The 25,994-nt window shown below is 73.4% G+C and carries 26 protein-coding genes and 1 tRNA gene; 9 read left to right on the top strand and 18 right to left on the bottom strand.

Annotated features, from left to right (window positions below; translation table 11 throughout):
* Nucleotides 1-140: 140 nt before the first annotated feature.
* The 6 genes from ACFPL3_RS13455 to ACFPL3_RS13430 form a co-directional block, all read right to left on the bottom strand.
* Nucleotides 141-410: a DUF2277 domain-containing protein gene (locus ACFPL3_RS13455; RefSeq protein ID WP_343942256.1), complete on the bottom strand. Its 270-nt coding sequence runs from the start codon at nt 408-410 to the stop codon at nt 141-143.
* 129 nt (nt 411-539) lie between these two features.
* Complete coding sequence (locus tag ACFPL3_RS13450) at nt 540-1,565, bottom strand: NAD-dependent epimerase/dehydratase family protein (RefSeq protein ID WP_343942255.1); 1,026 nt, start codon at nt 1,563-1,565, stop codon at nt 540-542.
* A 59-nt stretch (nt 1,566-1,624) separates the two neighbouring features.
* Nucleotides 1,625-2,305, bottom strand: a complete 681-nt coding sequence (locus ACFPL3_RS13445) for a PIG-L deacetylase family protein (RefSeq protein WP_343942254.1) — start codon at nt 2,303-2,305, stop codon at nt 1,625-1,627.
* 14 nt (nt 2,306-2,319) lie between these two features.
* Complete coding sequence (locus ACFPL3_RS13440; RefSeq protein ID WP_343942253.1) at nt 2,320-3,192, bottom strand: sugar phosphate nucleotidyltransferase; 873 nt, start codon at nt 3,190-3,192, stop codon at nt 2,320-2,322.
* A complete protein-coding gene (locus tag ACFPL3_RS13435; protein WP_343942347.1) occupies nt 3,189-4,412 on the bottom strand; it encodes a class I SAM-dependent methyltransferase in 1,224 nt (407 codons plus the stop codon). Before ACFPL3_RS13435 ends, ACFPL3_RS13440 begins: the two co-directional genes overlap by 4 nt.
* A gap of 242 nt (nt 4,413-4,654) precedes the next feature.
* Nucleotides 4,655-5,593 carry an acyl-CoA desaturase gene (locus ACFPL3_RS13430; protein ID WP_343942252.1) on the bottom strand — a complete coding sequence of 313 codons (939 nt, stop codon included), beginning with the start codon at nt 5,591-5,593 and terminating at the stop codon, nt 4,655-4,657.
* 191 nt (nt 5,594-5,784) lie between these two features.
* Between ACFPL3_RS13430 and ACFPL3_RS13425 the strand changes: the two genes are divergently transcribed.
* Nucleotides 5,785-5,855, top strand: a tRNA-Gln gene (locus tag ACFPL3_RS13425).
* A 31-nt stretch (nt 5,856-5,886) separates the two neighbouring features.
* Here the strand turns inward: ACFPL3_RS13425 and ACFPL3_RS13420 are convergent.
* Complete coding sequence (locus ACFPL3_RS13420; protein WP_343942251.1) at nt 5,887-6,975, bottom strand: FAD-dependent oxidoreductase; 1,089 nt, start codon at nt 6,973-6,975, stop codon at nt 5,887-5,889.
* 80 nt (nt 6,976-7,055) lie between these two features.
* Here ACFPL3_RS13420 and ACFPL3_RS13415 point away from each other — a divergent pair, with 80 nt between their 5' ends.
* Entirely contained in the window at nt 7,056-7,637 is a 582-nt protein-coding gene (locus tag ACFPL3_RS13415; protein WP_343942250.1) for a TetR/AcrR family transcriptional regulator, read from the top strand.
* Nucleotides 7,638-8,290: 653 nt separating this feature from the next.
* Here the strand turns inward: ACFPL3_RS13415 and ACFPL3_RS13410 are convergent.
* Together ACFPL3_RS13410 and ACFPL3_RS13405 are read right to left on the bottom strand one after the other, a co-directional pair.
* Nucleotides 8,291-8,728, bottom strand: a complete 438-nt coding sequence (locus ACFPL3_RS13410) for an OsmC family peroxiredoxin (protein ID WP_343942249.1) — start codon at nt 8,726-8,728, stop codon at nt 8,291-8,293.
* Between the two features lie 134 nt (nt 8,729-8,862).
* The gene (locus ACFPL3_RS13405) at nt 8,863-9,336 is read right to left on the bottom strand and encodes a L,D-transpeptidase (RefSeq protein WP_343942248.1); all 474 of its coding nucleotides are present in this window, start codon (nt 9,334-9,336) and stop codon (nt 8,863-8,865) included.
* Nucleotides 9,337-9,579: 243 nt separating this feature from the next.
* Between ACFPL3_RS13405 and glmU the strand changes: the two genes are divergently transcribed.
* Both glmU and ACFPL3_RS13395 read left to right on the top strand, forming a co-directional pair.
* Entirely contained in the window at nt 9,580-11,085 is a 1,506-nt protein-coding gene (glmU, locus tag ACFPL3_RS13400) for a bifunctional UDP-N-acetylglucosamine diphosphorylase/glucosamine-1-phosphate N-acetyltransferase GlmU (RefSeq protein WP_343942247.1), read from the top strand.
* 5 nt (nt 11,086-11,090) lie between these two features.
* The gene (locus tag ACFPL3_RS13395; RefSeq protein ID WP_343942246.1) at nt 11,091-12,062 is read left to right on the top strand and encodes a ribose-phosphate diphosphokinase; all 972 of its coding nucleotides are present in this window, start codon (nt 11,091-11,093) and stop codon (nt 12,060-12,062) included.
* 27 nt (nt 12,063-12,089) lie between these two features.
* Here the strand turns inward: ACFPL3_RS13395 and ACFPL3_RS13390 are convergent, their stop codons facing one another.
* On the bottom strand, nt 12,090-12,443 hold the full coding sequence (locus ACFPL3_RS13390; protein WP_343942245.1) for a hypothetical protein: 354 nt from the start codon (nt 12,441-12,443) through the stop codon (nt 12,090-12,092).
* Between the two features lie 238 nt (nt 12,444-12,681).
* Between ACFPL3_RS13390 and ACFPL3_RS13385 the strand changes: the two genes are divergently transcribed.
* The gene (locus ACFPL3_RS13385; RefSeq protein ID WP_343942244.1) at nt 12,682-13,323 is read left to right on the top strand and encodes a 50S ribosomal protein L25/general stress protein Ctc; all 642 of its coding nucleotides are present in this window, start codon (nt 12,682-12,684) and stop codon (nt 13,321-13,323) included.
* On the top strand, nt 13,320-13,910 hold the full coding sequence (gene pth / locus ACFPL3_RS13380) for an aminoacyl-tRNA hydrolase (RefSeq protein WP_343942346.1): 591 nt from the start codon (nt 13,320-13,322) through the stop codon (nt 13,908-13,910). Before ACFPL3_RS13385 ends, pth begins: the two co-directional genes overlap by 4 nt.
* A 27-nt stretch (nt 13,911-13,937) precedes the next feature.
* Here pth and ACFPL3_RS13375 read toward each other — a convergent pair whose 3' ends face one another.
* On the bottom strand, nt 13,938-15,608 hold the full coding sequence (locus ACFPL3_RS13375) for a fatty acyl-AMP ligase (protein ID WP_379589034.1): 1,671 nt from the start codon (nt 15,606-15,608) through the stop codon (nt 13,938-13,940).
* Nucleotides 15,609-15,653: 45 nt separating this feature from the next.
* On the opposite strand from ACFPL3_RS13375, the gene ACFPL3_RS13370 reads away from it, so the two are divergent.
* Nucleotides 15,654-16,997, top strand: a complete 1,344-nt coding sequence (locus ACFPL3_RS13370; RefSeq protein WP_343942242.1) for a dipeptidase — start codon at nt 15,654-15,656, stop codon at nt 16,995-16,997.
* Between the two features lie 171 nt (nt 16,998-17,168).
* Here ACFPL3_RS13370 and ACFPL3_RS13365 read toward each other — a convergent pair whose 3' ends face one another.
* A complete protein-coding gene (locus ACFPL3_RS13365; RefSeq protein WP_343942241.1) occupies nt 17,169-17,720 on the bottom strand; it encodes a TetR/AcrR family transcriptional regulator in 552 nt (183 codons plus the stop codon).
* Between the two features lie 72 nt (nt 17,721-17,792).
* Here ACFPL3_RS13365 and ACFPL3_RS13360 point away from each other — a divergent pair, with 72 nt between their 5' ends.
* Nucleotides 17,793-18,230, top strand: a complete 438-nt coding sequence (locus ACFPL3_RS13360) for a nuclear transport factor 2 family protein (protein WP_343942240.1) — start codon at nt 17,793-17,795, stop codon at nt 18,228-18,230.
* A gap of 4 nt (nt 18,231-18,234) precedes the next feature.
* Here the strand turns inward: ACFPL3_RS13360 and ACFPL3_RS13355 are convergent, their stop codons facing one another.
* A complete protein-coding gene (locus ACFPL3_RS13355) occupies nt 18,235-19,734 on the bottom strand; it encodes a glycosyltransferase family 39 protein (RefSeq protein WP_343942239.1) in 1,500 nt (499 codons plus the stop codon).
* Nucleotides 19,735-19,904: 170 nt separating this feature from the next.
* On the opposite strand from ACFPL3_RS13355, the gene ACFPL3_RS13350 reads away from it, so the two are divergent.
* A complete protein-coding gene (locus tag ACFPL3_RS13350; RefSeq protein ID WP_343942238.1) occupies nt 19,905-20,876 on the top strand; it encodes a LacI family DNA-binding transcriptional regulator in 972 nt (323 codons plus the stop codon).
* A 39-nt stretch (nt 20,877-20,915) separates the two neighbouring features.
* Here ACFPL3_RS13350 and ACFPL3_RS13345 read toward each other — a convergent pair whose 3' ends face one another.
* Genes ACFPL3_RS13345 through ACFPL3_RS13325 form a run of 5 tightly spaced genes read right to left on the bottom strand, consistent with a single transcriptional unit; the run spans nt 20,916 to nt 25,930 of the window.
* Nucleotides 20,916-21,791 carry a hypothetical protein gene (locus ACFPL3_RS13345; protein WP_343942237.1) on the bottom strand — a complete coding sequence of 292 codons (876 nt, stop codon included), beginning with the start codon at nt 21,789-21,791 and terminating at the stop codon, nt 20,916-20,918.
* Nucleotides 21,792-21,805: 14 nt separating this feature from the next.
* The gene (locus tag ACFPL3_RS13340; protein WP_343942236.1) at nt 21,806-22,831 is read right to left on the bottom strand and encodes an NlpC/P60 family protein; all 1,026 of its coding nucleotides are present in this window, start codon (nt 22,829-22,831) and stop codon (nt 21,806-21,808) included.
* Nucleotides 22,828-23,310 (bottom strand): poly-gamma-glutamate biosynthesis protein PgsC/CapC, encoded by a 483-nt coding sequence (locus tag ACFPL3_RS13335; RefSeq protein WP_343942235.1) that lies wholly within the window; start codon nt 23,308-23,310, stop codon nt 22,828-22,830. Before ACFPL3_RS13335 ends, ACFPL3_RS13340 begins: the two co-directional genes overlap by 4 nt.
* A complete protein-coding gene (gene pgsB, locus ACFPL3_RS13330; protein ID WP_343942234.1) occupies nt 23,310-24,506 on the bottom strand; it encodes a poly-gamma-glutamate synthase PgsB in 1,197 nt (398 codons plus the stop codon). Before pgsB ends, ACFPL3_RS13335 begins: the two co-directional genes overlap by 1 nt.
* Nucleotides 24,503-25,930 carry a hypothetical protein gene (locus tag ACFPL3_RS13325; RefSeq protein WP_343942233.1) on the bottom strand — a complete coding sequence of 476 codons (1,428 nt, stop codon included), beginning with the start codon at nt 25,928-25,930 and terminating at the stop codon, nt 24,503-24,505. The genes pgsB and ACFPL3_RS13325 overlap by 4 nt, the downstream gene beginning before the upstream one ends.
* Nucleotides 25,931-25,994 lie beyond the last annotated feature (64 nt).

Genomic DNA, 25,994 nt, shown 5'->3' with positions numbered 1-25,994 from the left:
TCAAGGGGCGCGAAGCGACGCCGAAGGCGCCCTTGACGCGTGAGAGGCGGCCCCGCACGATGCACGGCGCCACAGGAGGCCTGGCACCACCGGGCCGCCGTGGCCGCGCTCGTGGTGGCCGCGGCGTGGCCGGGCCCGGGTCAGCGGGCGTAGCGCAGCGCCGCCCGTTCCCGCGCCTTCGCCGCCTCGACCTCGCGGTTCTTCGGCGGCGCCGCGGTGACCAGCTCGTCGAGGAGCCGCTGGGTGGCCTCGGTGACGGCGTCGACGGCCCGGGCGAACGCGGCCTCGTTGGCCTGTGACGGCTTGGCCGCCCCGCTGATCTTCCGCACGTACTGCACCGCCGCGGCACGCACCTCGTCGGAGGTGGCGGGCGGCTCGAAGTTGTGCAGGGTCCGGATGTTGCGGCACACGGGACAACCCCCTCGTCGGCGAACAGCTCTCGCGGCCCGAAGGTACGCGGCCGCACCGACCGGCCACACGTACGAACGGCACCCTCGTCCCGCTCTATCGGACGAAGGTGCCGTTCGTACGGGTCGTGCTCAGGAGACGACGCGCATGTTCCCGTCCAGCTCGCCCTTCTCCTGGCGGGCGGCCAGCACGGCGAGGCGCGTGAACTTCTTGTCGAACGCCTCCTGCGTGAGGCCGCGCTCCTTGTACTCCTTCGCCAGCTGGACCGCGCCGTCCGGAATGGACCACTGCGCCTCGAAGCCGAGCTCCTTGCGGGCGCGCGAGAAGTCCACGCGGTAGGAGCGCGGGTCGTTGCCGGCCTCGCCGGTGATCGACAGCTCGGAGCCGGGGACGGCGTCGACGACCGCCTGCGCGATCTCGGCGACCGTGCGGTTGTTCTTCTCCGTGCCCACGTTGTAGGCGCGGGCGCGCACCACGTCGGCGGGGGCCCCGAGGGCGGCCACCACGGCACCGGCGATGTCCTCGGCGTGGGCGAGCGGGCGCCACGGGGTGCCGTCGGACAGCACCTTGACCACGTTCGACAGGATCGCGTGGCCCACCAGGTTGTTCAGCACGATGTCGGCGCGCAGCCGCGGCGAGAAGCCGAAGGCCGTGGCGTTGCGCATCGAGACCGGCACGAAGTCGCTGTCGGCCAGCTCGGCCAGGTCGTCCTCCACGCGGACCTTCGAGATCGCGTACGGGGTGACCGGCTTGAGCGGGGCGTCCTCGTCCACGAGGTCGTCGCCGGACTGGGCGCCGTACACCGAGCAGGTGGAGGCGTAGACGAACCGCTGGACGCCCGCCTCCTTCGACAGCCGCGCCAGCCGGGTGGAGGCGTGGTGGTTGATGTCGTAGGTGATCTCCGGGGCGAGCGAGCCCAGCGGGTCGTTCGACAGCGCCGCCATGTGCACCACGGCGTCGAAGCCCTGCAGCTGGTCGACGGTGACGTCACGCAGGTCGGTGGACAGACCCTGCACGTCGGGCACGTCGAGGGTGCCGAGGACGCAGTCGGCGAACAGGCCGCTGTCCAGGCCGGTCACCTCGTGTCCTGCCGCGGTGAGGATCGGGGCCATCACGGTGCCCAGGTAGCCCTGGTGGCCGGTCAGCAGGATGCGCACGAGTGGTTCTTCCCTTCGATCGTTCGTCTCGTTGTCCGTCGGGCGGTTCGGGGCGCCCGTTACCGGATCCCGTCCATGGGGTCGCCACCCGGGAGCGGCGCCACGCCGAGCACGAGCTTCGCGACGTGGAACGCCTCGGCGTACCGGGCGTGGCACTGCACGCCCCGGATCCGCGCGAGACCGCCGAACGTCTCCGCATCGAACCAGACCCGGTCGCGCTGCGAACCGTAGTGCTCGTGCAGTTTGGCGATCTTCTCGCGCAGCACCGGTTCGGCGAGCGGGAGGTACACCGAGGGCTGGGCGAGGTCGCCGTCCCACTTGAGGATCTCGTAGCCCAGCGTGAGGTGATCGCGGAACACGGTGGGGACGAGCTCCGCGAGCGTGCGATGGTCCTGGTGGGCATCGTGGGCCGAGGGGGCGATCACCAGGTCGGGTTCGCCGTGCGTGCGCAGCTCCTCCAGCGCGAGCTTGGCCCGTTCCCAGCGGGTGGGGACGCGCCCGTCGGGCAGGTCGAGCACCGTGACGTCGAGCTTGGCGCCGGGGCAGAACGCGGTGAGGGCCGCGCGCTCCTCCTCCTCGCGCAGCGACCCGCCGCCGGTGAGCACGAGCGCCGTGACGGTGACGCCCGGGTGCGCCCGGCACAGCTCCAGCAGCGCCCCACCCGCGCCGATCGCGATGTCGTCGCAGTGGGCGCCCAGGAGCGTCATCCGGTCCAGGCGTTCGGGTAGCAGGCTCAGCACGGGTCGCGCCTTCGTCAACGCTCGACGAGGGAACCGCGCACGGACGCGAAGGCGGCGTGCAGCGGATCGTTCTCGGGGGTGGTGAGATCGGGGTCGCCCGCGCTCGCGTTGTCGGCGTCCCGCTCCCAGAGCATCCACGGGCGGTCGCCGACCTGGTAGGACGCCTCCAGGGCGTGCCGTTCCTTGACGGTGTCGGCCGGCTGCCAGAACCCGCGGTGGCGGTAGGCCATCAGGCGGCCCTCCTTCGCCAGTGGCCGGCAGGCGTCCATGATCAGGTCGCCGTTGCGGGGCAGGTAGTCGAAGATCTCCGGGCGCAGCACGAAGTAGCCGCCGTTCTCCCACAGCGGCATCTCCTGCAGCGTGCTGATCCCCGCGACCCGGTCGTCGTCGCCCACGTCGACGCAGTGGAACGCCGACTGCGGCGGCACCGCCAGCAGCGCCCCCACCGCGTTCGATGTCCGGAACCGGTCGATCATCCGGTTCAAGGGGAGGTCGGTGAGCACGTCGGCGTAGTTGGCCAGGAACATCTCCTCGCCGGCCACGTGCGGGCGCACGCGCCGCAGCCGCTCCCCGATCGGGGAGTCGAGGCCGGTGTGCACGAACGTGATCGTCCAGTCCGAGATGTCGCTGCCCAACAGGTGCACGTCGCCGCCGCGCAGCACGAAGTCGTTGGACGCCGTCTCGGAGTAGGTGAGGAAGAAGTCCTTGATGTGGTGCGCCCCGTACCCCAGGCAGAGCACGAAGTCGGTGTGCCCGAAGTGTGCGTAGTAGCGCATCACGTGCCAGATCAGCGGCCGCGGTCCGACCTGGTGCATCGGCTTGGGCAGATCGGAGACGCCGTCGCGCATCCGCATCCCGTACCCACCGCAGAACAGCACGACCTTCACGAGACCACCTCGAGCTCGGGGATCGGGAACACGAGCTTGCCGCCCCACTCGCGCACGTAGGACAGCTGCTCGACCAGCTCGTCACGCAGGTTCCACGGCAGGACGAGCACGTAGTCCGGCCGGTCGGCGGCGATCCGCCCCGGCTCCAGCACGGGGATCCGCATCCCCGGGGTGAACTTGCCGTGCTTGTAGGGGTTGCGATCCACGGTGTAGGCGAGCAGGTCCGGCCGGATCCCGCAGTAGTTCAGCAGCGTGTTGCCCTTGCCCGGCGCGCCGTAACCCACCACACGCTTGCCGGCCCGGCGCGCCTCGACCAGGAACGCCACCAGGTCATCCCGCACCCGCGACACCGCCTCGGCGAACCCGTCGTGCCCCTCCGCCGTGTGCAGCCCCGCAGCCTCCTCCGCGGCCAGCACCTCACGCACCCGCGCCGACGGCTCCCCCGCCACCTCACTGGGCCGCGCCCACATCCGGATCGACCCACCATGGGTGTCCAGCAGCTCCACGTCCACCAGCGTGAGTCCACCCGAGGCCAACGCCCGCTGCCCGGTCAGCAGCGTGTAGTACTGGAAGTGCTCGTGGTAGATCGTGTCGAACTGCGTGCGCTGCACCAGCGTCAACAGGTGCTGCACCTCGATCGACACCCACCCGTCGTCGGCCACCATCGACCGCAGCCCGCGGGTGAACCCGATGACGTCCGGGATGTGCGCGTACACGTTGTTCAGGCACACCAGATCGGCCGGACCGTGCTCGGCCCGCACCCGCTCCCCCGTCTCCGGGGTCAGGAACGCCGTCAACGTCGGCACGCCCTTCTCGCGCGCCGCGTCGCCGACGTTCACCGACGGCTCCACACCCAGGCACCGGATCCCGCGCTCCACCACGTGCTGCAGCAGGTACCCGTCGTTGCTGGCCACCTCGACCACGAACGAGTCGCTACCCAGCCCCAGCCGCGACACCGCATCGTCGACGAACCGGCGCGCGTGCTCCACCCACGACGTCGAGAACGACGAGAAGTACGCGTACTCGGTGAACGTCTCCTCCGGCGTGATCAACGGCGGCAACTGCGCCAGCAGGCAACCCCCGCACACCCGCACGTGCAACGGGTAGGTCACCTCCGGCGCCTCCGCCTCCTGCGCCGTGAGGATCCGCTCACACGGCGGCGTGGCCCCCAGATCCAGGAAGCTCCGCAGCTGCGTGGACCCGCACAACCGGCACGTCAGAGCCGGTGCTTCGGCGGTCTCCACGGGCGCGGGCGCGCCGGATCGGACAGAGTTGTCGGTCAGCACCTCGTCGTCGCCCCCCGGGTGTCGCCGGTGTGCGCTGGCTCCACGCGCACGGCGGCCAGTGTTCCACGACCCGCGCCGCGCCCGGCCCCGGGTCGGTCGGCGAGTCACGCAACAGCTGTGGCGGGCACCCGGTGGCGCGGAACCCGTTCCGCCTGGTCAGACCGTTGGACCGGGGGTCATCCTGCGGTGAGGCGGGCCAGCCTGCGGCTCGTCGGCCAGCGGACGTCGTAGGCCCAGCCGAGCCGTTCGAACACCCAGATGAGTCGAGCGGAGATGTCGATCTGGCCGCGCAGCACCCCGTGCCGGGCGCACGTCGGGTCGGCGTGGTGGAGGTTGTGCCAGGACTCGCCCATCGACAGGATCGCGAGCGGCCAGAAGTTGCGCGAGCGGTCGCGGGACCGGAACGGGCGCTCCCCCACCATGTGGCAGATCGAGTTGATCGACCACGTGACGTGGTTGGAGACCGCGAGCCGCACGAGGCCGCCCCAGAAGAAGCCGGTGATCGCGCCGGTCCACGACCACGACAGCAGCGCGCCCAGCGCCGCGGGCAGCAGCATGCTGAGCGCCACCCACACCCCGAACGTCCTGCTGACCCGCACGATCGCGCGATCGGCGAGCAGGTCGGGGATGAACCGGCGGTGGTTGGTCTCGTTGCGGTCGAAGAACCAGGTCATGTGCGCGTGCAGGAAGCCGCGCGCCACCGCCAGCGGCGAGGTGCCGAACAGCCACGGCGAGTGCGGGTCGCCCTCCCGGTCGGAGAACGCGTGGTGGCGGCGGTGGTCGGCCACCCAGTTGAGCACGTTGCCCTGCACGGCGAGCGAACCCGTGATCGCCATCGCCACCCGCAGCCACGGCTTCGCCTTGAACGACTTGTGGGTGAAGTGCCGGTGGTAGCCGACGGTGACCCCCAGCACCGCCACCACGTAGAACACGGCGAGCAGCAGCAGGTCGTGCCAGTCGACGCCCCAGCCCCAGACGAGCGGCACCGCCAGCACGAGCGCGACCATCGGCGTGGCGACGAAGACGTAGATCAGCGCGTGCTGGAACCCCGTGCGGCGGCCGGCGACGACCGGGTGCGGACCGGACCTGGGCGGGTCCTCTGCCGTGACGGACATCTGGCTCCTCGGGCTCTGGACCACCGGTCGGTACGTGGGGCTGTGCGGCGAGGTTAAGCGAACTCGGTGTCGTCCACCGCGTGAGGACACGAACTCCGGGCGAACCGCCCGGAGCGCGCAGACGTCTCCGCGAATCGCCAACGCGGCGCCGTGCACGGCGGTTCCCGGGCCCGTGCCAGGATGAAGGCCTGTCCGCCGTGGTGTAACGGCAGCACCTCGGATTTTGGTTCCGATGGTCCAGGTTCGAATCCTGGCGGCGGAGCAGCACGTCCGCGCGACGAGGGCGGCGGTCCTCAGGCCGCGGGCAGCAGGTCGTCGAGCCCCTCCACGCACTCCTTCGCGGTCTCGCCCGAACGCGGCAGCATCACCCGTTCGTAGGCGCGCACCGCGTCGTCCACAGTGGCCTCCGCGGCGATGGCGGTGGCGAGTTCGGCGCCGTCGAGCATCGCGAGGTTGGCCCCCACCCCGAGGGGTGGCATCAGGTGCGCGGCGTCCCCGAGGAGCGTCACCCCGGGCACGTGGTCCCACAGGTGCGGCGCCGGCAGCACGAACAGCGGCCGGTCGACGAACCCGGAGTCGCTGTGGCGGATGAAGGCGCGGAGGCTCTCGTGCCAGCTGTCGAGCAGCGACAACAGGTGGGCACGGGTGGCGGCCGCGTCGGCGAGGTCGAGTCCGGCCGCGGCGGCCCAGTCCGCACGCCTGCGGAGGGCGAGGAAGACCTGCACGCGGCCGCCGCTGTTGCGCTGCGCGATCAGCCCCGTGCCGGGCATGACGGCGAACATCGTGCCGTGGCCGACGAGCCGCACGACCTCGGCGTGCCGGTCCTCCTCGAGCCAGGTCTCCACGAACGTCACACCGCTGTAGGTGGGCACGGCGGGCGACACCGCCGGGCGCACGCGCGACCACGCCCCGTCGGCGCCGACGACCAGGTCGAAGGTCTCGCTCGTGCCGTCGAGGAACTCCACGCGGGTGCCGCCCGCTGCGCCCGCGTGGACGCGACCGACCCCGCGACCCCACCGGACGGTGCCGTCGGCGAGCGAGTCCAGGAGCAGGGCCCGCAGCAGGCCGCGGTCGATCTCGGGCCCTGCGCTGAACTCGGCGTCCGGCTGGTCCTGAACGGTGCCGGTGGCGGCGTCGAGCAGCCTCGACTGCTGGCCGTCGGGGCGGGCGAGCGCGGTGAACACGTCGAGCAGGCCCGCGGTGCGCAGCGCGGCCTGGCCGCTGTCCGGATGCATGTCGAGCGTGCCGCCCTGCGAGCGCGCGCCGGGCCCGGGTTCGCGCTCGAACACGGTGACCGGGTGCCCGTGGAGCTGGAGCACGCGTGCGCAGACGAGGCCGCCGAGCCCTGCTCCGGCGATCGCGATACGAGGTTCATCAGCCATGTCCCCAGATAAGCAGACCGACTCCAAAAGTACAACGACTCAACTTGTTGACTGAGTAAGCCTCGCGCTAGGCTGACGTCGTGACCGAACCGAGCGGCCGCCGCGAGCGGAAGAAGGCCCGTACCCGCCAGGCGCTGGCCGACGCGGCCCTCCGGCTGTTCCTCGAGCGCGGCTACGACGACGTGGGCGTGAAGGAGATCGCGGACGAGGCCGACGTGTCGGTCACGACGCTGTTCAAGCACTTCCCGAGCAAGGAAGCGCTGGTCTTCGACGAGGACGAGGAGGTCGAGAGCGCACTGGTCGCCGCGGTGCGGGAGCGCTCCCGCGGCGAGTCGATTCCCGAGGCGCTGCGGGCGCACCTGGTGCGGTCGCGGCGCACCCACGACGACCCGGAGAGCGCGCGGTTCGTGCGCCTGGTCGAGGAGACCCCGGCGCTGCGGGAGCACTGGCACCGGATGTGGCTGCGGCACGAGACGGCGCTCGCGAGCGCCATCGCGCAGGAGACGGGGGTGCCCGACGACGACGTGCGCTGTGCGGCCCTGGCCCGGTTCGCGCTCGAGGCACGGGAGCTGGCCTCCCGGTACCCGGACCCGGACCGCACCCTCGGAGAGGTGTTCGCGTTGCTCGAAGACGGTTGGGCGGGTCGTGAGCCGGCCGGATGAGCGGTCAGCTTGATCATCGATTTGGCGCGTTCTCCGACGCGAGCCGTCGGGAAACGCGCCCGAGCAGTGATCATTGCTCTTATCAGCGGCCTCCTGGTGGCGCCGCGCATCGTGCGGGGCCACCCCTCACAGGTCCCCTTGAAGGGGCGAATCCGGAGGTTTCACGGCGATCAAGGGCAAATGGTCGCCCTTGAAGATCATCAAGCGACCATTTCCCCTTGATCGACGCTACTTGCGGAAGATCAGGTAGAGCACCAGCAGGATCAGGAGCAGGGCGATCAGCCCTCCGCCTTCCTCGGACCCGCCGCCGTCGGCAAGCAGCTGTCCCACCGTTCCTGTCACGGCCAACCCTCCGGAGCGTGTCCGAGTAGGAGTCGGGAAACGCTATCGGGTGTACCCAGGTCAACCGGTCAGCGACACTCGCCGGGCGTGCATTCACGCACCGATACGCCGCCTGCGAGCGCGGGACGGCTCCGAACGGCGGTGGACGGGCGGCAGAAAGGCAGCACCCCCGCCGGCGGGATCGCCTGCGGGGGTGCGCGTCGGAGTGTTCTCAGCGGCCGCCGGGACGCGGCGGCGGCTCGGGCGGACGCCCGTTCCCCGTGCACCTCATGTCCAACTCCTCACCCCTCGAGACCCGCCGGGTACCCGCCCTAGTCGAGGGCGGCGTCCAGCGTGATCGTGGTTCCGGCCAGTGCCTTGCTGACCGGGCAACCGTCCTTGGCCGCCTGGGCGGCCCGATCGAAACCAGCGGCGTCGAGGCCCTCGACCTCGGCCCGCACGGTGAGCGCGATCTCCGAGATGCGGAACCCGCCCGCGGGGTCCGGCCCGAGCGTGGCGGCCGCCGTGACGTCGAGCGACTGCGGGGTGCCCCCCGCGCGGCCGATCTCCGCCGAGAGCGCCATCGAGTAGCACGCCGAGTGGGCGGCCGCGATGAGCTCCTCCGGACTGGTGGTGCCGCCGGCGTCGTCGGCCGTCCGCTTCGGGAAGCTGACGTCATAGGTCCCGACGCCGCTGCTGGTGAGCTCGACCTGGCCCGACCCGTTCTGCAGGTCGCCGTTCCAGGCCGTGCGGGCGGTGCGCGTCGGCATCCGTGCCTCCTCCTCGTCGCTCTACCCCGTCAACTGATGTGTCGCGCCGACAGTCTCCGATGACACAGGTGTTGAGCCGACCGGTTCCTGATCGACGCCGAGTGGTCGTTCCGCCCGGACGAGTGCCGGGGAGACTAGTGGACCTCGACCGCGTCGCCCACTTCGAGGAAGTCGTAGAACTCGATGGCGTCCTCGCGCCCGAGGCGCACGCACCCCTTCGAGGGACTGTTGAGCTCGCCCTCGTGGAACGCGATGCCGCCCTCGGCGAAGAACACCGCGAACGGCATCGGGGCGCCGTCGTACTCGACGCTGCGGTGGTTCGTGTGCTTCCACTCGACGCGGAAGGAGCCCTTCGGCGTCTCGTGCCCCGGGGCGCCCACGGCGACCTTGACGGGACCACGCGTCACCACGCCGTCCTCGATGAGCCAGGCGCGCTTCGCGCCGAGGTCGACGCAGGCGCGCGTGTCCTCCGAGCAGGGGGTGCCCTGGACGGTTCCGTCGTCGGCCTGGGCGGTGCCGGCCACCCCGAACGCGCCGAGGACGATCAGCGCGGCCACCGCCACCAGCGAACGTCCCCGCAGGCGTGCCGCCCTGCTGTGCTTGCCCATCGACGCCTTCCGACTCGAACCCCCGCGCGCTCCGTGACGTCTCGTGCACGGAGAGTGCCCGGCTCGCCCAACGAGCGGCTCCCGTCGGGGTTACGAGGGCTCCCCGGGCAGCGGCGCACCGTCGGGTGAAGCCGTACGATCGGCCGGTCCCGACCGCCGGCACCGGCGCGTCGTGCCGCGCCCGGCGCGGCATCGCCGTCCCGCCTGCCGTGCTGGTCCCGGCCACGACCAGGAGTGGACTCCATGCTCGACCCGCACGGGCGAGGACCGTCCGGCGCCACACCGAACCGGCCCGCCGCAGCGATCGTGCTGGCAGCGGGCGAGGGCACGCGGATGCGGTCCGCCGTCCCGAAGGTCCTGCACCCCATCGGAGGCCGCAGCCTGCTCGGCCACGCGGTGCACGCCGTCGCCGCGCTCGAACCCGAGCACCTGGTGGTGGTCGTGGGAGCCGGGGCCGAGCAGGTCCGGGAGGCGATCAAGGGGATGGAGGCCGCCCTGGCCCGTCCCGTGCTCGTCGCCGAGCAGCACGAGCGGCGGGGCACCGGCCACGCCGTGCGCTGCGCGCTCGACGCGCTCCCCGGCGACATCGCGGGGTCGATCGTCGTCACCTACGGCGACGTGCCGCTGCTCGAGCCGCCCACCCTGGCCGGCCTGCTCGACCACCACGCGGCGGCGGGCGGGCCGCTCACGCTGCTCACCAGCGACGTCGACGACCCCACCGGTTACGGCCGGGTGGTCCGCGAGTCCGACGGCACGGTCACACGGATCGTCGAGGAGGCCGACGCCACCCCCGAGCAGCGGGCGCTGCGGGAGGTCAACTCCGGCGTCTACGCGTTCGACGCGGCCTTCCTGCTCGGCGCGATCGACCGCCTGAGCACCCACAACAGCCAGCACGAGCTGTACCTCACCGACCTGGTGAAGATCGCCCACGACGACGGCGCCGACGTGCACGGCGTCCGCTGCAGCGACGACTGGCAGGTCCGCGGCGTGAACGACCGGGTGCAGCTGGCCGCGATGCGCGCCGAGCTCAACCGGCGGCTGCTCGAGCGGTGGATGCGCGAGGGCGTCACCGTGATCGATCCCGCCACCACCTGGGTGGACGTGCAGGTCCGGCTGGAGCCCGACACCGTGCTGCACCCCGGCACCCAGCTGCACGGGGCCACGTCGGTGGCGGGCGGCGCCGAGATCGGCCCCGACACCACGCTCACCGACTGCGAGATCGGCGCCGGGGCCGTCGTGGTGCGCACGCACGGCAGCGGGGCGGCGATCGGGCCAGGCGCGAACGTCGGGCCGTTCGCGTACCTGCGCCCGGGCGCGCAGCTCGGCGAGCGGGGCAAGATCGGCACGTTCGTCGAGGTCAAGAACGCCGAGATCGGCGCGGGCTCCAAGGTGCCGCACCTGACCTACGTCGGCGACGCCACGATCGGCGAGCACAGCAACATCGGCGCGTCCTCGGTGTTCGTCAACTACGACGGGGTGCGCAAGCAGCGCACGGTGGTCGGCTCGCACGTGCGGACCGGATCGGACAACACGTTCGTCGCTCCCGTGCAGATCGGCGACGGTGCGTACACGGGTGCTGGCACTGTGGTGCGGGAGGACGTCCCGCCGGGGGCGCTGGCCGTGTCGGCCGGGTCACAGCGCACCATCGAGGGGTGGGTCGCGCGCAAGCGGCCCGGCACCCCGGCCGCAGAGGCCGCCGCCAGGGCGGCCGATCCGGCCATCGACGTCCATGGAGGCACAGCACGGTGAGCGCGATGTCGGCGACGCCCAAGAAGAACCTCATGCTCTTCTCGGGGCGGGCGCACCCGGAGCTGGCCGAGCAGGTGGCGAAGCACCTCGACGTGACGATCACGCCCCAGTCGGCGTACTCGTTCGCCAACGGGGAGATCTTCGTCCGGTTCGAGGAGTCGGTACGCGGCTGCGACGCATTCGTGCTGCAGTCGCACTCGGCACCGATCAACGACCAGATCATGGAACAGCTGATCATGGTCGACGCGCTGAAACGCGCGTCCGCCAAGCGGATCACGGTCGTGATGCCGTTCTGGGGCTACGCCCGCCAGGACAAGAAGCACCGCGGCCGCGAGCCGATCTCGGCCCGACTCGTCGCCGACATGTTCAAGGTCGCAGGCGCCGACCGGATCATGACCGTCGACCTGCACACCGCCCAGATCCAGGGCTTCTTCGACGGCCCGGTCGACCACCTGTTCGCGTTGCCCGTGCTCGCCGAGCACATCAAGCGCACCTACGCCGACGAGCAGCTCGCCGTGGTCTCCCCCGACTCCGGCCGCGTCCGGCTCGCCGAGCGGTGGGCCGAGACGCTGGGCGGCACGCCGCTGGCGTTCATCCACAAGACGCGCGACCCGCGCCGGCCGAACGAGGCCGTGGCCAACCGCGTCGTCGGCGAGATCGACGGCCGCACGTGCGTCGTGATCGACGACATGATCGACACCGGTGGCACTGTGGCGAAGACGGTCGAGGTGCTGCTCAAGGGCGGCGCGAAGGACGTCGTCGTAGCGGCCACGCACGGCGTGCTCTCCGGGCCCGCCCCGAACCGGCTCGCCACGTGCGGCGCGCGTGAGGTGATCTTCACCGACACCCTGCCGATCCCCGACGAGAAGCGCTTCACGTCGATGACCGTGCTGTCGATCGCCCCGCTGCTCGCCCGCGCCATCCACGAGGTCTTCGACGACGGCTCGGTCACGAGCCTGTTCGACGGCAACGCCTGACCCGGGTGGGGCGTCGGATCCGGCGCCCTACCCGATCACCTGGAACAGGATCGCGACGCTCCACAGCCCGAGCGCGAGTGCGACGACACCGGCCACGATGCCGAACACGAGTCTCCTCCGCGAATCGCTCTCGCGATCGGCGGGCTGGGGCTGTGGGGGCTGGGGCGCCGGCTCCGCCGGCGGCTCGTACGCGCGGTGGCGGCCGGGCCCGGCCGGGCGCGCGGGCTGCCCGTGCGACGGCCGGGGCTGGGGCCACGGCTGCGGGTGCGACCCGTTCGTCCGCTGCAGCGGGAACCCGTTCGGCGGGCGGGGCGGGCCGCAGGGCTGGGGGCCGCGCGGCTGCTGCTCGAGCCCGTCGGGGGGCGTCCAGGGTTGGGTCACGGGGAGCGCTCCTGATCGTGCGGTCCCCGACGCCGATCACGGAGTCGGAGGCGGGGACGGGCCCGTTACCCCGCGGGTACCCGGGCGGCCGGGCGGCGCAGGCGGCGCGTATCGTTGATGACCGTTCCGCGGCGAGGGTGGGTGCACGCTGGCCCGCCGTGATCGACGCAGTTCCGGTTCGACCGGTCTGCCTCGTCGCGCGCGTCCACCGCAGCAGTTCTGATCGAGGAGACCCACCGTGGCCGAGGCCCGTATCGACGCCGAGACCCGCACGGAGTTCGGCAAGGGCGCCGCCCGTCGCACCCGCCGTGCCGGCAAGATCCCCGCCGTGCTCTACGGGCACGGCACCGACCCGCAGCACCTCTCGCTCCCGCAGCTCGAGTTCGCCCGCGTGGTCCGCGACCAGGGCCGCAACGCCGTGCTCACCCTCAACATCGACGGCACGCCGCAGCTCGCGCTGACGAAGACCGTCGTCACGCACCCGATCCGCCCCTACATCGAGCACGTCGACCTGCTGGTGATCCGCCGCGGCGAGAAGGTGTCGGTGGACGTTCAGCTGGTGGTCACCGGCGAGGCCGCCCCCGGCACGATGGTCAGCCAGGAGCTCAACACGCTCGAGGTGGAGGCCGACGTGTCGAGCATCCCCGAGCAGATCGAGGTGTCGGTCGAGGGCCTCGAGGTCGGCGCCCAGATCCACGCCTCCGACGTGCAGCTGCCCGAGGGCACCGAGCTGAAGGCCGACCCGGAGCTGCTCGTCGTCAACGTCGTGCCGTCGCCCACGGCGGAGCAGCTCGAGAGCGAGGTCGACCTCGAGGCCGCCGGTGTGGTCGAGGACGCCCCGTCCACCCCGGCCGCGTCGGACGACTCCTCGGAGAGCTGATCGTGGCGCCCGGGCCCGCGCTCGTGGTCGGGCTCGGCAACCCGGGCCCGGCCTACGCCGACACCCGGCACAACGTCGGGTTCGCCGTGGTCGACCTGCTCGCCGCGCGTGCGGGCGGTGGCAGGTTCTCCAAGCACCGCAGCAACGCCGACGTGCTGGAGGGCCGGCTCGCCGGCCGCCGCGTGGTGCTCGCCAAGCCGCGCACGTACATGAACGTCTCGGGCGGGCCGGTCGCCGGCCTCGTCCGGTACTTCTCGGTGCCGGTCGAGGACCTCGTCGTGGTGCACGACGACCTGGACCTCGGGTTCGGCGTGATCCGGCTCAAGCGGGGCGGCGGCGAGGGCGGCCACAACGGGCTGCGCTCGATCAGCGCGTCGCTGGGCACGAAGGACTACCTGCGCGTGCGGTTCGGCATCGGCCGGCCGCCGGGGCGCCAGGACCCGGCCGACTTCGTGCTCAAGCGCTTCTCGAGCACGGAGCGCAAGGAGCTGGACCTGGCCGTCGACCTGGCGGCCGACGCGGCGGAGGCCCTCCTGTCCGACGGCCTCGAGCCCGCCCAGAACAAGTTCCACGCCCTGAGCGGCTAGGTGTACCCGGCCGCGGGCCACCGCAAGTCATGCTCGTGAGCTGAGCAGCTCCGCGGTGGCCGCCCGGCGCAGCTTCCCGGACGGGGTCTTGGGGAGCGATCCGGGCGGCAGCACCACCACCTCCGCGGGGCGCACGCCCACGGCCGAGACCACGCAGCCGATCACATCCTTGCGGATCAGCTGCTCGGCCTCGTGGTCGCCGGCTCGGCGCGATTCGACGACCACGGTGAAGGACTCACGGTGCCGCCCGCCCTCGGCACCGGCGAGCGCCCGCACGGCGACGGTGTTGCCCGCCCGCACGTCCGCGGCGGTGGCGGCGGCGCGCTCGATGTCGGTGGGGTAGATGTTGCGGCCACCCATGATGATCACGTCCTTGCGGCGCCCGCAGACCACGACCTCGCCGTCGACGAGGTAGCCCTCGTCGCCGGTGTCCAGCCAGCCCTCGGCGTCCTGGGTGGCGACCGGGCCGTCGACGGTGAGGTACCCGGGCGTCACCGACTCGCCGCGCAGCTGCAGCACGCCCACCTCACGCTCGCCGAGCACGCGGCCGTCGTCGGCCACGGCGCGCGCCTCGATCCCGGGCAGGGTCGGGCCCAGCCGCGGGAACCGGCGCGCGGGTGCGTCGCCCGCCGGGACGGCGCGGCGGTGCTCCTCCAGCTGCTCGGCGTCGATCGTGTCGACCTGCAAGCCCGTCTCCACGGGCGCGAACGACACCCCCAGCGCCGTCTCCGCCATCCCGTAGGCGGCGAGCACGGACTCGGGCCGCAGCCCGAACCGCGCGCCCGCGGAGGTGAACGCCTCGACCGCGTCCGGGTCGATCGGCTCGGCGCCGTTGAGCGCGATGCGCAGCGTCGAGAGGTCGAGCGAGCCCTCCTCGGCACGTGCGAGCTGGCGGGCCAGCACCGCGTAGGCGAAGTTCGGGGCGGCGGTGACGGTGCCGCCGTGCTTCGAGATGAGCTCGGCCCACAGCAGCGGGCGGGTGAGGAAGTCGGCGGGCGTGACCGACACGAGCTCCAGACCCGTGGTCATCGGGACCGTCATGAACCCGACCATCCCCATGTCGTGGAACAGCGGCAGCCACGACACCATCACGTCGCGCTCGACGTCGAGCCGCGAGGCCTCGACCATGCCGGAGAGGTTCGCGTACAGGTTGCGGTGGGTGATCCGCACCGCCTTCGGCTCGGCCGTCGACCCGCTCGTGAGCTGCAGCAACGCTGTGTCGTCCTCGCCTGCGACGGCCGCGTCCGGCTCGAGGTCGCCGTTCTCGGCGAGCGCGTCGAGGGTGCGGAACGGGATGCCGTACTCGGTGAGCACCGGCGCGAGCGCGTCGAACGGGGCGCCGAGCAGCACGAGCCGCGCGTCGATCATCCGCAGCACCGACACCGTGTCCTGCGCCCACGCGGCCAGGTCGGTGCGCGCGGTGGGCTGGTGCAGCATCGTGACGCTGCCGCCGCACAGCCACACGGCCTGCGCGGCCGGGGCGATCGTGACGGGCTGGCCCGCGAGCACGCCGACCGCGCCGCCGCGCTCGAGGCCGGGCACGCCCGCGGCGCCGGAGCGCAGCGCCGCCGCCATCCGGCGAGCCGTGGCGTGCACCTGCGGCCAGGTGTGGCGCACCGGCTCCCCGGGCTCACCGGTCGTCATGCCGCGCGGCGAGCCGTCGGCGGAGTCCAGCAACATGGCGAGGAACCGGGACATGGTCACCAACCTACGGCCTCCCAGCGGCTACTAGCATCGGCGCACATGTCTGAGCAGTCCGTCGCCGCCACCGTGGCCGCCGCCCTGCCGGGCGCGCGCGCCGACCTCGAACGGCTGGTGCGCATCCCGAGCATCTGGGCCGATCCGGCCCACGCCGACGACACGCACCGCAGCGCCGAGGCCGTCGCCGACCTGGCCCGGGACGCGGGCGCAGCGGACGTCACGATCATTTCCGCCGACGGCGGCGCCCCCGCCGTGGTGGCGCACTTCCCGGGCCCGGAGGGCACGCCCACCGTGCTGCTCTACGCCCACCACGACGTGCAGCCCACCGGCGGCGACGAACACTGGACGAGCCCGCCGTTCGAGCCCACCGAGCGTGACGGCAGGCTCTACGGGCGCGGCGCGGCCGACGACAAGGCCGGTGTGATGACCCACCTCGCGGTGCTGCGGGCCTACGGCGGGCGGCCCCCGGTGGGCGTCACGCTGTTCGTGGAGGGCGAGGAGGAGTCCGGTTCCCCCACGCTGCCCGCGCTGCTGCGCGCCCACCGGGATCTGCTGGCCTGCGACGTCATCGTGATCGCGGACGCGGCCAACCCCGCCACGGACGTGCCCGCGCTCACCACGAGCCTGCGCGGGCTCGTGGACGTCACGGTCGAGGTGGCGATGCTGGAGCGGCCCGCGCACTCGGGCGTGTACGGCGGTCCGGTCGGCGACGCGCTCACCGCGCTGTGCCGGGCGCTCGCCACCCTGCACGACGAGCGCGGCGAGGTGGCCGTGGCCGGCCTCGTGCACGGCACCTCCGAGGCGCCCGACGTCGACGAGTCCGTGTTCCGCTCCGACGTCGGCCTGCTCGAGGGCGTGGAGCTCATCGGCAGCGGCAGCATCCCGACGCGGACGTGGGCGAAGCCCGCCTTGGCCGTTCTGGGGATCGACGCGCCCCGCGTGGAGGAGGCGGCGAACGTGCTGCTCCCCCGCGCGCGGGCGCGGGTGGGGATGCGGCTCGCCCCGGGCGACGACGCGGTCAAGGCGCAGCGCGCGCTCGCCGACCACCTCGAGGCCAACGTGCCGTGGGGCGCCCACGTGGCGGTGCGGCTCGAACCCGGGATCGCCGAGCCGTTCACGATCGAGGCGTCGGGCAGCGCGTACGACGCGGCACGGCGCGCGTTCGCGGAGGCTTACGGCAACCCCGTGGTGGAGACCGGGATCGGCGGTTCCATCCCGTTCATCGGGGAGTTCGCGCGCCAGTTCCCCGGCGCGGCCGTGCTCGTCACCGGGGTGGGCGACCCCGCGAGCCGCTGGCACGGCATCGACGAGAGCCTCGACCTCGCGATGTTCGGGCGGGCCGTGCTCGCCGAGGCCCTCATGCTGGCCGAGCTGGCCCCCCGGTAGCGCGTTCCTCCAGGTCGTACATGCCGACCGGCCCCTGCCGCCGTCGGGCCGGCAGGGGCCGGTCGCGCGGTGCGGGACTCCCCGTCCCGGGCCCCCCAGCCCGGCCCGCACGCTGATCACGTTATGCGGGTGGCCGCGTCACCGGATCGGTCGAAAGGTTGATCCTGCCCCCTACTTCGGTTGGAGGCCGTCGCGGACCACCGCGAGGAGCCGGTGCGGGAGATCCGGGTCCGGGTCGCCCTGCACCGCCACCACGAGGCCCTTGAGCAGCGCGACCAGGTCCCCCACCGACACGTCGCGGCGCACGGCGCCCGCCTCCTGCGCCCTCGCGAGGAGGACGCCGAGCGCGTCGTCCATCTCGGCCCGCGCCGCCACCATCGCGTCCGCGCCCGCTCCCGCGAAGGCGTCGGGGAGATCGCGCTTGGCGATGGCCTGCTCCGCGATGCGGTCCAGGAACCCGATGAAGGCGGCACCGGGGTCGGCGGCCGACGCCCGGGCGCGGGCCTCGGCGGCGAGCTCCTCGACGTTCGCCACCGCGATCGCCGCGAACAGCGCCTCTTTCGTGGGGAAGTGCCGGTAGACGGTGCCCGGGCCGACGCCGGCCGCCGCGGCGATCTCGTCGAGCGGCACCGCGTAGCCGCGCTCGGCGAACGCGCTGCGGGCAGCGGCGAGCACCCGCTCGCGGTTGCGGCGGGCGTCGGCGCGCAGGGGTCGCTCAGCCATGGCGGTTGCTAACCGGGGCGTGCGTTCCGTATCTTCGAAACGGGGTCACCGTTCCGATTCTAGGAGGGTCACATGAGCCGCAGCCCGCGCGATGTCGTGGAGGACGTTCGCCGGATGGTCGCCGGGGAGGGCATCCTCTTCGGCGACCTCTTCGCCGAGGACGGGGTGCTGCGCTACCCCTTCGCCCCTCCCGGCACGCCGCGCGAGCTCGCGGGCCGCGACACGATCCGCAAATACCACGGCAAGGCGTCCACTGCGCGGTCGATGCTCGAGATGGAAGGCGTCGACATGCTCGTCCGCGACACCGACGACCCGGAGGTCGTCGTCGTCGAGATCGAGCACCACGGGCACTCGCACGCGATCGGCGGGCCCTACCGCTTCCGCGCGATCGGGGTGGTCCGCGTCCGGGACGGCGAGATCGTGGAGTACGACGACTACATGGACCCGATCGCCCAGGCCGCGTTGTTCGGCCGCACCCGGGACCTCGCGCAGGCCCTCGGCGCGGCCTGACCGCTCAGAGGTGGCGCGCCGAGGCCCACAGCTGCTCCCACGGCACCTGCCTGCCCTCGAGCAGGTGGATCGGGGTGCCCTGCACGAGGTTCGCGACCCGTTCGTCGTTGTCGAGCTCGCCGATCCGGGTCACGGAGCGGAACGCGCCCGCGATCGGCGCCGGGTCGCCGACGAACACCACGGCGCCGGAGTCCTCCGGGGGCACCCCGAACCACGCGGCGCCGCGGGCGAAGCTGAACGAGGGCAGCTCGGGCGCGAACACCTGCACGGCGGAGTAGGTCCAGTAGTCACCGGTGACCACCACGGCGTCGCGCGCGAGCTCGGGCGGCAGCGCCCGGTACGCCGCCTGCACGTCGGCCACCATCGCGGGCCACCCGATCTCGTCCCGCTGGAAGTTGCCGATCTGCAGCGGCTGGTCGGCGTGCGCCGACACCGGCTGCACCGGCAGGACGTTGCCCAGCAGGAGCGCAGCGGCCGTCACGGCGTAGACCGGCCAGGTGGGCACCCACCGCCACCACGCCGCGGGCCGCTGCCGCTCCACGCGGGCCGCGCCTGCGGCCCACAGCAGCGGCAGCACGCCCGCGATGTAGTACGGGCGCCCGCCGGACACCATGAACAGCAGCGTGACACCCAGCGCCACGATGCCGAGGAACCGCAGCTCGCGCGAGCGGAGCAGCCATCCGAGGCCTGCGATCCCGAGTGCCGTGCCCACGACCAGCCCGGCCAGCAGGAAGCCGAGCGGGAGGAAGCCGAGCATCCCGCCGGCGTACACGCTCTCCGCGGCGACGACCCGCCCCATCTCCAGCTGCGGCCAGCCGTTGCGCGCCTGCCAGACGAGGGTCGGGATCGTGGCGAGCACGGCGATCGCCCCACCGGTCCACAGGGCGGGGCGGCGCAGCAGCTCGCGCGGCCCGCACGCCAGCACGGCGACGATCACCACAACCCAGAGCCCGCCGATCAGGAACTTCGCCTGCAGCCCGAGCGCCGTGACGATCCCGGCCACGACGAGCAGCCGGTCCGAGCGGGTGCGGACCCAGCGCACCAGCAGGAACGTCACCGCGATCCAGACCACCGGGTCGATCGTCGACGTGGCCAGCAGGTGGCCCGTGCCGAGGAAGCCGGGTGAGACGGCCACCGCTCCCGCCGCCAGCAGCTGCGCCCGCCTGCCCCCGCCGAACTCGCGCGCGAGGAGCGCGCTGAGCACCACCGCCACGACGATCGCGAGGGTCGCCGGGATGCGCAGGACCGCGACGGAGCCCGGGGCGATGCTGTCCATCGCCAGCGCGAGCAGCGGCAGGAGCGGCGGCTGGTCGGCGTAGCCCCAGTCGAGGTGGCGCCCGGCCGCCACGAAGTACAGCTCGTCGCCGAAGTAGCCGTAGCGCCCGCTCACGGCGGTGAGCGCCACCCCGACGGCCGCGGCCACGGCGAACACCGGGCCGCGGGCGAACGGGTGCACCACCCCAACCGGTGCCGGCCCCTCGGTGGTCGTCGTCGTTGTTGTCATACGTCCCCCCTCGGGGTCGACGCTAGATCGGGTCGACGCCCCGCCACGTCGATCGTTCGGTGGATTCGCCGGTCCACCGGGCGGCGCCCGCCAGAAATCGATTGCAGCCGTAAACTGCGAGCCCCGTCCGCGGCGGGCGGGATCCGACGACCTGACCTGCGTTGGGGGCCATGGCGACGATCTACGACGTGGCGGCGCGGGCCGGGGTGTCACCGGCCACCGTCTCCCGGGTCTTCAACGGGTCGAGCGTGTCCCCCGACAAGGTCCGCCAGGTGCTGCGCGTGGCGAAGGAACTCGGCTACACGCCCAACCGCACCGCGCGCGCCCTGCGCATGCAGACCTCGAACGTGATCGGGCTGATCCTCGCCGACATCGAGAACCCGTTCTTCACCGCCCTCGCCCGGGGTGTCGAGGACGTCGCGGGCGAGGCCGGGTGCTCCGTGGTGCTCTGCAACAGCGACGAGGACCCCGCTCGGGAGGCTCGGCACCTGCAGATCGCCGTGTCCGAGCACATGGCGGGCGTGATCCTGGTGCCCGCGGGCGGCCACAGCGACGTCACCGCGCTGATCGAGCGGGGACGCCCGGTGGTGAGCGTCGACCGCACGCTGCACGGGTCGCCCGTCGACTCCGTGGTGGCCGACAACCTCGCGGGCGGCCGGGCCGCCACCACCCGCCTCTACGAGCGCGGGGCGCGCCGGGTGGCGTGCGTGACGGGCCCGGAGGCGGCCGAGACCGCCCAGCTGCGTAGCGCGGGCTGGCAGGAGGTGTTCACCGAGCGGTCCCCGGGGGCCGACCCGCGCGAGTACCTCGTGCACGCCGACTACCGGGTGGGCGGCGGCCGCGCGGCGATGGTGCGGCTCCTGGCCCACCCCGACCCGCCGGACGCCGTGTTCGTCGCCAACAACCTCATGGCCGTCGGGGCGCTGCGCGCGCTCGAGGAGCGGGGGCTGCGCCCGCCCGGGTTCGGGATGGCGGCCTTCGGCGACCTGCCCTACTTCCCGCTCGGCCCGGCCGGGATCGACGTCGTACCGCTGCCCGCGCGCACGATCGGCGCCACCGCCGCCAAGCTGCTCCTGGAGCGCATCAAGGGCAGCACCGAACCCCACCGCACGATCGTCCTGGGCAACGAACCCGACACCTGACCCGTGAGTGGCAACGAGTGCTGGAGCACCCGTATCCACTCACGGGGTGGCCAGGGCGGCCAGCGCCGGAGCCACCTCCTCCGGGGCCGAGCGGGTGGACGCGCTCATCTCGACGTGGGCGAACGGCAACCCGAACAGCGCCGCGGCCCGGCCCTGCACGTTCGTGCGGCCCTCCAGCTCACTGCAGCCGCCGTCCCACGCCCGGCACACCTGCAGGCCCGCGCCCTCGATCCGGTCGGCGAGCGCCCGCACCGCCTGCGCGGGCTCGTCCGGGCCGCCGCCGAGCACGATGTCCGCGTCGAGGTCGTCGCGGTCGGCGAAGCCGTGCAGCTGCAGCTGCGGGAGCCGCAGCCGCGTGCTGAGGTCCACGGCCAGGGCGTGGAACAGCGAGTCCTCCTCGTGCGCGACGTCGGCCCGCTCGTCGTCGGCCCTGCGGTGCGCACCGGCCTGCAGGTACACGGCGTCCGGCATCGCGGCGAGCACCGCCGTGCCGACGTTCTCGGTGTCGTAGTCGGCGTTCGGGTGGGGCACCTCGACGATAAGCCGCGGCGCCCGGCCCAGCGGGAGCGCGATCAGCCCCCACGACCGGGGCGAGTCCGGGTCGCTGCGGGCCACGAGGAACTCCGCACCCGACGCGTTGCGCGCCGTGCCGACGGTGAACCCGGCGTCCTCGAGCACCCGCCGGGCGGGCTCGTCCGCGCCGGCCCCGGCCAGCACCGCCACCGCACCGACCACGGCCTCCCGCTCGGCGGTTTCGGGCGCGCGGTACGGGCCGCGCGGGCTGAGCCGGTCGGTGAACTCCCTGACCTGCGCCTCCAGCGACGGCGGCGGGGCGGGCGGCGCCTCCCGTTGCGCGAGCACGGCGAACATCGCCGCCACCGCGGCGATCGCGAGCGCCACCAGCACGGCCACCATGGTCCCTGCCCGCGTCACAGCCGCTTGGCCGCCCGGAACGACCTGGCGTAGTGCCCGCCGTCGTCCAGCAGCGAGGTGCCACCGAGGTCGCCGAGCGTCGGCCCGTCGGCCCGCCGCCTGCTCGAGACGAACCGGTGCTGCCCGTTGACGTCGCGCCCCAGGTAGATCCCGACGTGGTCGCTGCGCAGGTCCGGCGCCTGGTCGAGGTCGAAGAAGAGCAGGTCGCCCGCCTGCAGCGCACCGAGGTTGGACGGCGGGACGCCGTTGTCGGGGAGCACGACGACGCCCGGGCCGGTGTCGGCCATGGCCCGCGCGCGCCGCGGCAGGCCGGGGCCGGGGTCCTCGGTGGCGAGCAGTGGATAGCCTCCGCGGTAGCCGTACACGAGCCGGACGAACCCGGAGCAGTCCACCGCCCCGTAGCGCACCGGGTCCGGCCTGCGGGCCGCCCCGTCGGCGAACCGCCACCGGACGCCGAGGTAGTCGTAGAAGTCCGAGTTCTCCGGGGAGGGGCCGCCGTTCGGTCCGGGCGGGCCGAACCGCGCGTCACCACGGATGCGCATCCCCTCGTCGTCCTCGCCCGCGGGCGCCCCGTCCAGGTACTCGCCCGCCATCGCGAGGATGTCGGGCGCCGGGCTGTCCAGCTGCTCCTGCAGCCACGGCCGGAACCAGCCCTCCTGCTCCGCGCCCGCCCGCCACTCCTCGGGCAGCAGCCGCACCCACACCCGCGTGGTGACCGCGGCGCCGTCGAACTGCGGCTCCGCGAACGTCCGCTCCGGGCCGTCGAGGGTGGCCGTACGCGCGCCGTCGGTGAGGGTGGCGAGCACGGTGCCCGCGGCGTCGACCACCGTGGTGCCGTCCGGGTCGTCCCGGCGCAGGAAGCGCAGGTCGGCCGCGGCCGCCGCCACCCGCGACTGCGGCTGCCCGGGCACCGGCGGCGCGTCCTGCATCCTGCCGACGACGATCCCGCTGCCCCCGATTACCAGCGCCAGCACGCCCATGAGGATGCGGCGGGCGCGCAGGCCGGCGGCCCGGGTGGTCACAGCGCCGTCACCGCCCCCAGCACGAGCCCGCTCGCCAGCACGCCGTAGCTGGCGAGGCTCACCGCCGACGTCGCCAGCACCGTGGCCAGCGGCGGCTGCCGCACGAGCTGGTAGGCCACCAGCCCCGGGATCACGAAGCCGAGCGTCTCGTGCGCGAAGATCAGCGGGTAGTCGCGCTGCACCAGCAGGAACAGGCCGGTGGAGAGCAGCACGGACAGCATCATCACGGCCGCGAACAGGCGCTTGCCGTAGAGGATCACGGCCCGCTGCAGGCCGCGCAGGCCGAGGTAGGTGACGACCGTGACGGCGGCGATCACGGCGACCTTGCGCGGGTCCTCCACCAGCGTGAGCGCGAGCCAGCCGGGCGTGATCATCCCGCCGGGCGAGAGGTTCGTGGTGAGGTAGCAGACCAGCGCGAAGAGCAGGCCGATGGCGAGTGCGACGGTGGCGGCCTGCGGTGCGAGGGAGCCCGCCAGCATCAGACGGCCCTGAGCCGGGCAGGTGGTCGCGGCAGCTCCGCGATCTTCTCCAGCAGCACCTCGCCCTGGCCGTGGATGTTCCCGGCGGTGACCACGGAGCCCGTGCCGTCCGGCCCGATCGCGACGGCGTCGAGGAACGCCGTCACGTCGAGCGCGCCACCGAGGTCGACGACGCGATCCGCGAGCTCGCGCGGCACCCGGGCGCGCGCCGTGTGGGTCTGCTCCCCGATCAGCACGATGCGATCCGGGAGGACCCGGCCGGTGAGCTCCCCCATCTGACCGTTGCGCTCGATGCGGTCCGGCCGGCAGTTGATCACCATCGTGAGCGGCGAGGAGATCAGCCCGCGGTCGCGCAGCAGCCCGATGTTCATCAGCGTGGACTCGGGGTCGTTCGCCGCGAAGACGTTGGCGAACGCGATCACGCCGCGCGGCGTGGCGTAGCGCTCCACGGTGACCGTGCCCGGGTCGGGCCGCGCCGCCACCATCCCGGCCATCGCCTCGCCGCGCCCGATGCCCGCGAGCTGCGCGACGGCGAGCGCGATCGCCACGTTCTCCTTGAACGTGATCCAGCGGAAGCGCTCCATCTCGTCGTCGCGCACCGACTCCGGGTCGACGGCCACGAGCTCGCAGCCCCGCCGGTCGGCCTCCTCCTGCAGGACGTGCAGCCGGTCTCGCTCGGCCGTGACGCAGATGCCACCGCGCGGCATCGACCGCGACAGCGAACGGGCGACGTCGTCGAGGGTGGGCCCCATCTCGTCGAGGTGGTCCTCGCGGACGTTGCAGATCACGCAGATCGTCGACTGGATCAGCTTGCGCTCGTTGACCTCCTGCAGGTCCGGCAGCACGGCCATGCACTCGATCACCAGCGCGTCCGGCTTCCAGGACGCCGCCCGGCGCACGATGCCGATCTGCTCCACGACGTTGGCGATGCCGAACTTGCGATGCACCGGTTCCTCGGTGCCGTCGGGGAGGATGAAGCGCGCCGCCGTGCCGGTGGTCTTCGCGACGACCCGCCGCCCGCCGCCGCGCATCGCGCCCGCGCAGAGCCGGGTGATGGAGCTCTTCCCGCGGATCCCGTTCACCACGATCCGCTGCGGGATGGAGCGCAACCGCTGGTGGTGGTTGCGCTGCTCCACGACACCGGCCACGAGGAGCGTCAGGCAGCCCGCGACGTACACGCCGAACAGGAACGTCACGTGCCGGCCACCGCCCTCGGCGTCTGCACGTGGGGCCGGCGGACGCCGCGCACCTCCGCGGCGACCACCTTCGGGCTGACGGTGCGGACGGCGGCCAGCCGGTTCGTGGCCTCCACCGAGGTACCGATCTCATCGAGGCGCTGCGGCGCCAGCGGCGCCACCGGCTCCCCGGTCGCGAGCAGCTCGGCGTGCCGCACCAGCCTGCGCGCCGGCGCGATCACCGTGACGGCCGTCCACAGGAGCGCCCCGCACGCGACGAACGCAGCCGCGACGATCGCCACCAGCGAGGCCCGCCGGTTCCCGTCGCCCGCGAACGCCGCCGCCACCACGCCCTGGTCCTCGACCAGCACCCAGCCCAGGTCGGTGGCCGTACCGGGAGGCGCCACCCGCTGCGCGGCCGCCACCCGCCCCTCGTCCGGGGTGTCCACCACCGGCGGGCCCCCGGCCGCCGCGGCGGCAAGCGCCCCGAGCGCCGGGTCGTCCAGCGGGGCGAACGCGGTGTAGCCGCTGTCGTCCAGCACGGTGGCCCGCTGCTCGTCGACCACCCGCGTGTGCCCGCCCGGGCCGCGGATCACGGCGTTCAGCGCGCGCGGGTCGAACTCGGCGACCACTGCGCTCGTGCCGTCCCACATCGGGGCCGAGGCACGGACGATCGGCTCGCTGCCCGCGGTGTTGGCCTGCACCACCCGCGGCCCGCCGGGCGGCACCTCGAACTCGGCCCCCGCGGGTGCCCCCGCCGTCGCGACCGGACGGCCGGACGCGTCCACGACCGCCGCGGAGCGGAAGAGCGGCTGCTCCTCCAGCACCTGGGCGGCGGTGGTGGCCGGATCGGCGACCGCGGCGCCCGTCGGCAGGGCTGCGGCCCGCTCGACGGCCTCCAGGCCCCCGCGCAAAGCGCCGTGCAGGTCCGCCGCCTCCGCCGCGGCGTTCGCGCCCGCGTCACGCACCACGACGTCCGTGCGCGCTTCGACGCCGCCCACCGTGGCGACCGCCGCCGGGAGCGCCCACGCCAGCACCAGCCCCGCCACCAGGCACGGGGCGGTGGCCAGCGGGAACCGCCTGCGGGGCCGGGCGCTGCGCCGACCGGGCCGGATGCGCCGGAACCGGTACAGGGCCACGGCGATGCTGTCGAACTCCGCGATGCGGGCCCGGGGCACCAGGTCCACCCGGTCCTCGGCGGCCATGCGGGCCATCGCCGCGGCGAACCGCCGCGCCGGCCGCACGAAACCGCCCCAGAGCGCAACGGACGCGACGACCGTCACCAGCGCCAGACCGGCCGGGAGCCACCAGTCCGGCCAGCCGCCACCGAGCACGGCGATGACGGTGAGCGCGACGGCGCCTGCCACCAGCGCCGCCAGCGCGATGATCGGGCCACCGCTCACGCCGGACGACGATCGCGGCTCCGGGAACGGGGGGAACCGCATGTCGGGCATCGTCTGCGCGGGCAGCGGGACCGTCGGCGGGGAGGACTGCATACGGGGGGAGCTG

Origin of the sequence: Pseudonocardia zijingensis, assembly GCF_042657305.1 — a bacterium.
Taxonomy (GTDB): Bacteria; Actinomycetota; Actinomycetes; order Mycobacteriales; family Pseudonocardiaceae; genus Pseudonocardia; species Pseudonocardia zijingensis.
Note: the sequence above shows the minus strand (reverse complement) of the source record. Positions and strands in the feature narration are given on the sequence as shown.

What these genes read in the sequence shown, in the direction of transcription:
- ACFPL3_RS13395 (WP_343942246.1), top strand. Translation starts at nt 11,091, where the DNA reads ATGTCGGCGACGCCCAAGAAGAACCTCATGCTCTTCTCGGGGCGGGCG.
- glmU (WP_343942247.1), top strand. Translation starts at nt 9,580, where the DNA reads ATGCTCGACCCGCACGGGCGAGGACCGTCCGGCGCCACACCGAACCGG.
- ACFPL3_RS13355 (WP_343942239.1), bottom strand. Translation starts at nt 19,734, where the DNA reads ATGACAACAACGACGACGACCACCGAGGGGCCGGCACCGGTTGGGGTG.
- ACFPL3_RS13325 (WP_343942233.1), bottom strand. Translation starts at nt 25,930, where the DNA reads ATGCGGTTCCCCCCGTTCCCGGAGCCGCGATCGTCGTCCGGCGTGAGC.
- ACFPL3_RS13420 (WP_343942251.1), bottom strand. Translation starts at nt 6,975, where the DNA reads ATGGCTGATGAACCTCGTATCGCGATCGCCGGAGCAGGGCTCGGCGGC.
- ACFPL3_RS13410 (WP_343942249.1), bottom strand. Translation starts at nt 8,728, where the DNA reads ATGCCGACGCGCACCGCCCGCACGGCCTGGAACGGCGACCTGCAGAAC.
- ACFPL3_RS13370 (WP_343942242.1), top strand. Translation starts at nt 15,654, where the DNA reads ATGTCTGAGCAGTCCGTCGCCGCCACCGTGGCCGCCGCCCTGCCGGGC.
- ACFPL3_RS13405 (WP_343942248.1), bottom strand. Translation starts at nt 9,336, where the DNA reads ATGGGCAAGCACAGCAGGGCGGCACGCCTGCGGGGACGTTCGCTGGTG.
- ACFPL3_RS13350 (WP_343942238.1), top strand. Translation starts at nt 19,905, where the DNA reads ATGGCGACGATCTACGACGTGGCGGCGCGGGCCGGGGTGTCACCGGCC.
- ACFPL3_RS13360 (WP_343942240.1), top strand. Translation starts at nt 17,793, where the DNA reads ATGAGCCGCAGCCCGCGCGATGTCGTGGAGGACGTTCGCCGGATGGTC.
- ACFPL3_RS13375 (WP_379589034.1), bottom strand. Translation starts at nt 15,608, where the DNA reads ATGTCCCGGTTCCTCGCCATGTTGCTGGACTCCGCCGACGGCTCGCCG.
- ACFPL3_RS13345 (WP_343942237.1), bottom strand. Translation starts at nt 21,791, where the DNA reads ATGGTGGCCGTGCTGGTGGCGCTCGCGATCGCCGCGGTGGCGGCGATG.
- ACFPL3_RS13430 (WP_343942252.1), bottom strand. Translation starts at nt 5,593, where the DNA reads ATGTCCGTCACGGCAGAGGACCCGCCCAGGTCCGGTCCGCACCCGGTC.
- ACFPL3_RS13365 (WP_343942241.1), bottom strand. Translation starts at nt 17,720, where the DNA reads ATGGCTGAGCGACCCCTGCGCGCCGACGCCCGCCGCAACCGCGAGCGG.
- ACFPL3_RS13335 (WP_343942235.1), bottom strand. Translation starts at nt 23,310, where the DNA reads ATGCTGGCGGGCTCCCTCGCACCGCAGGCCGCCACCGTCGCACTCGCC.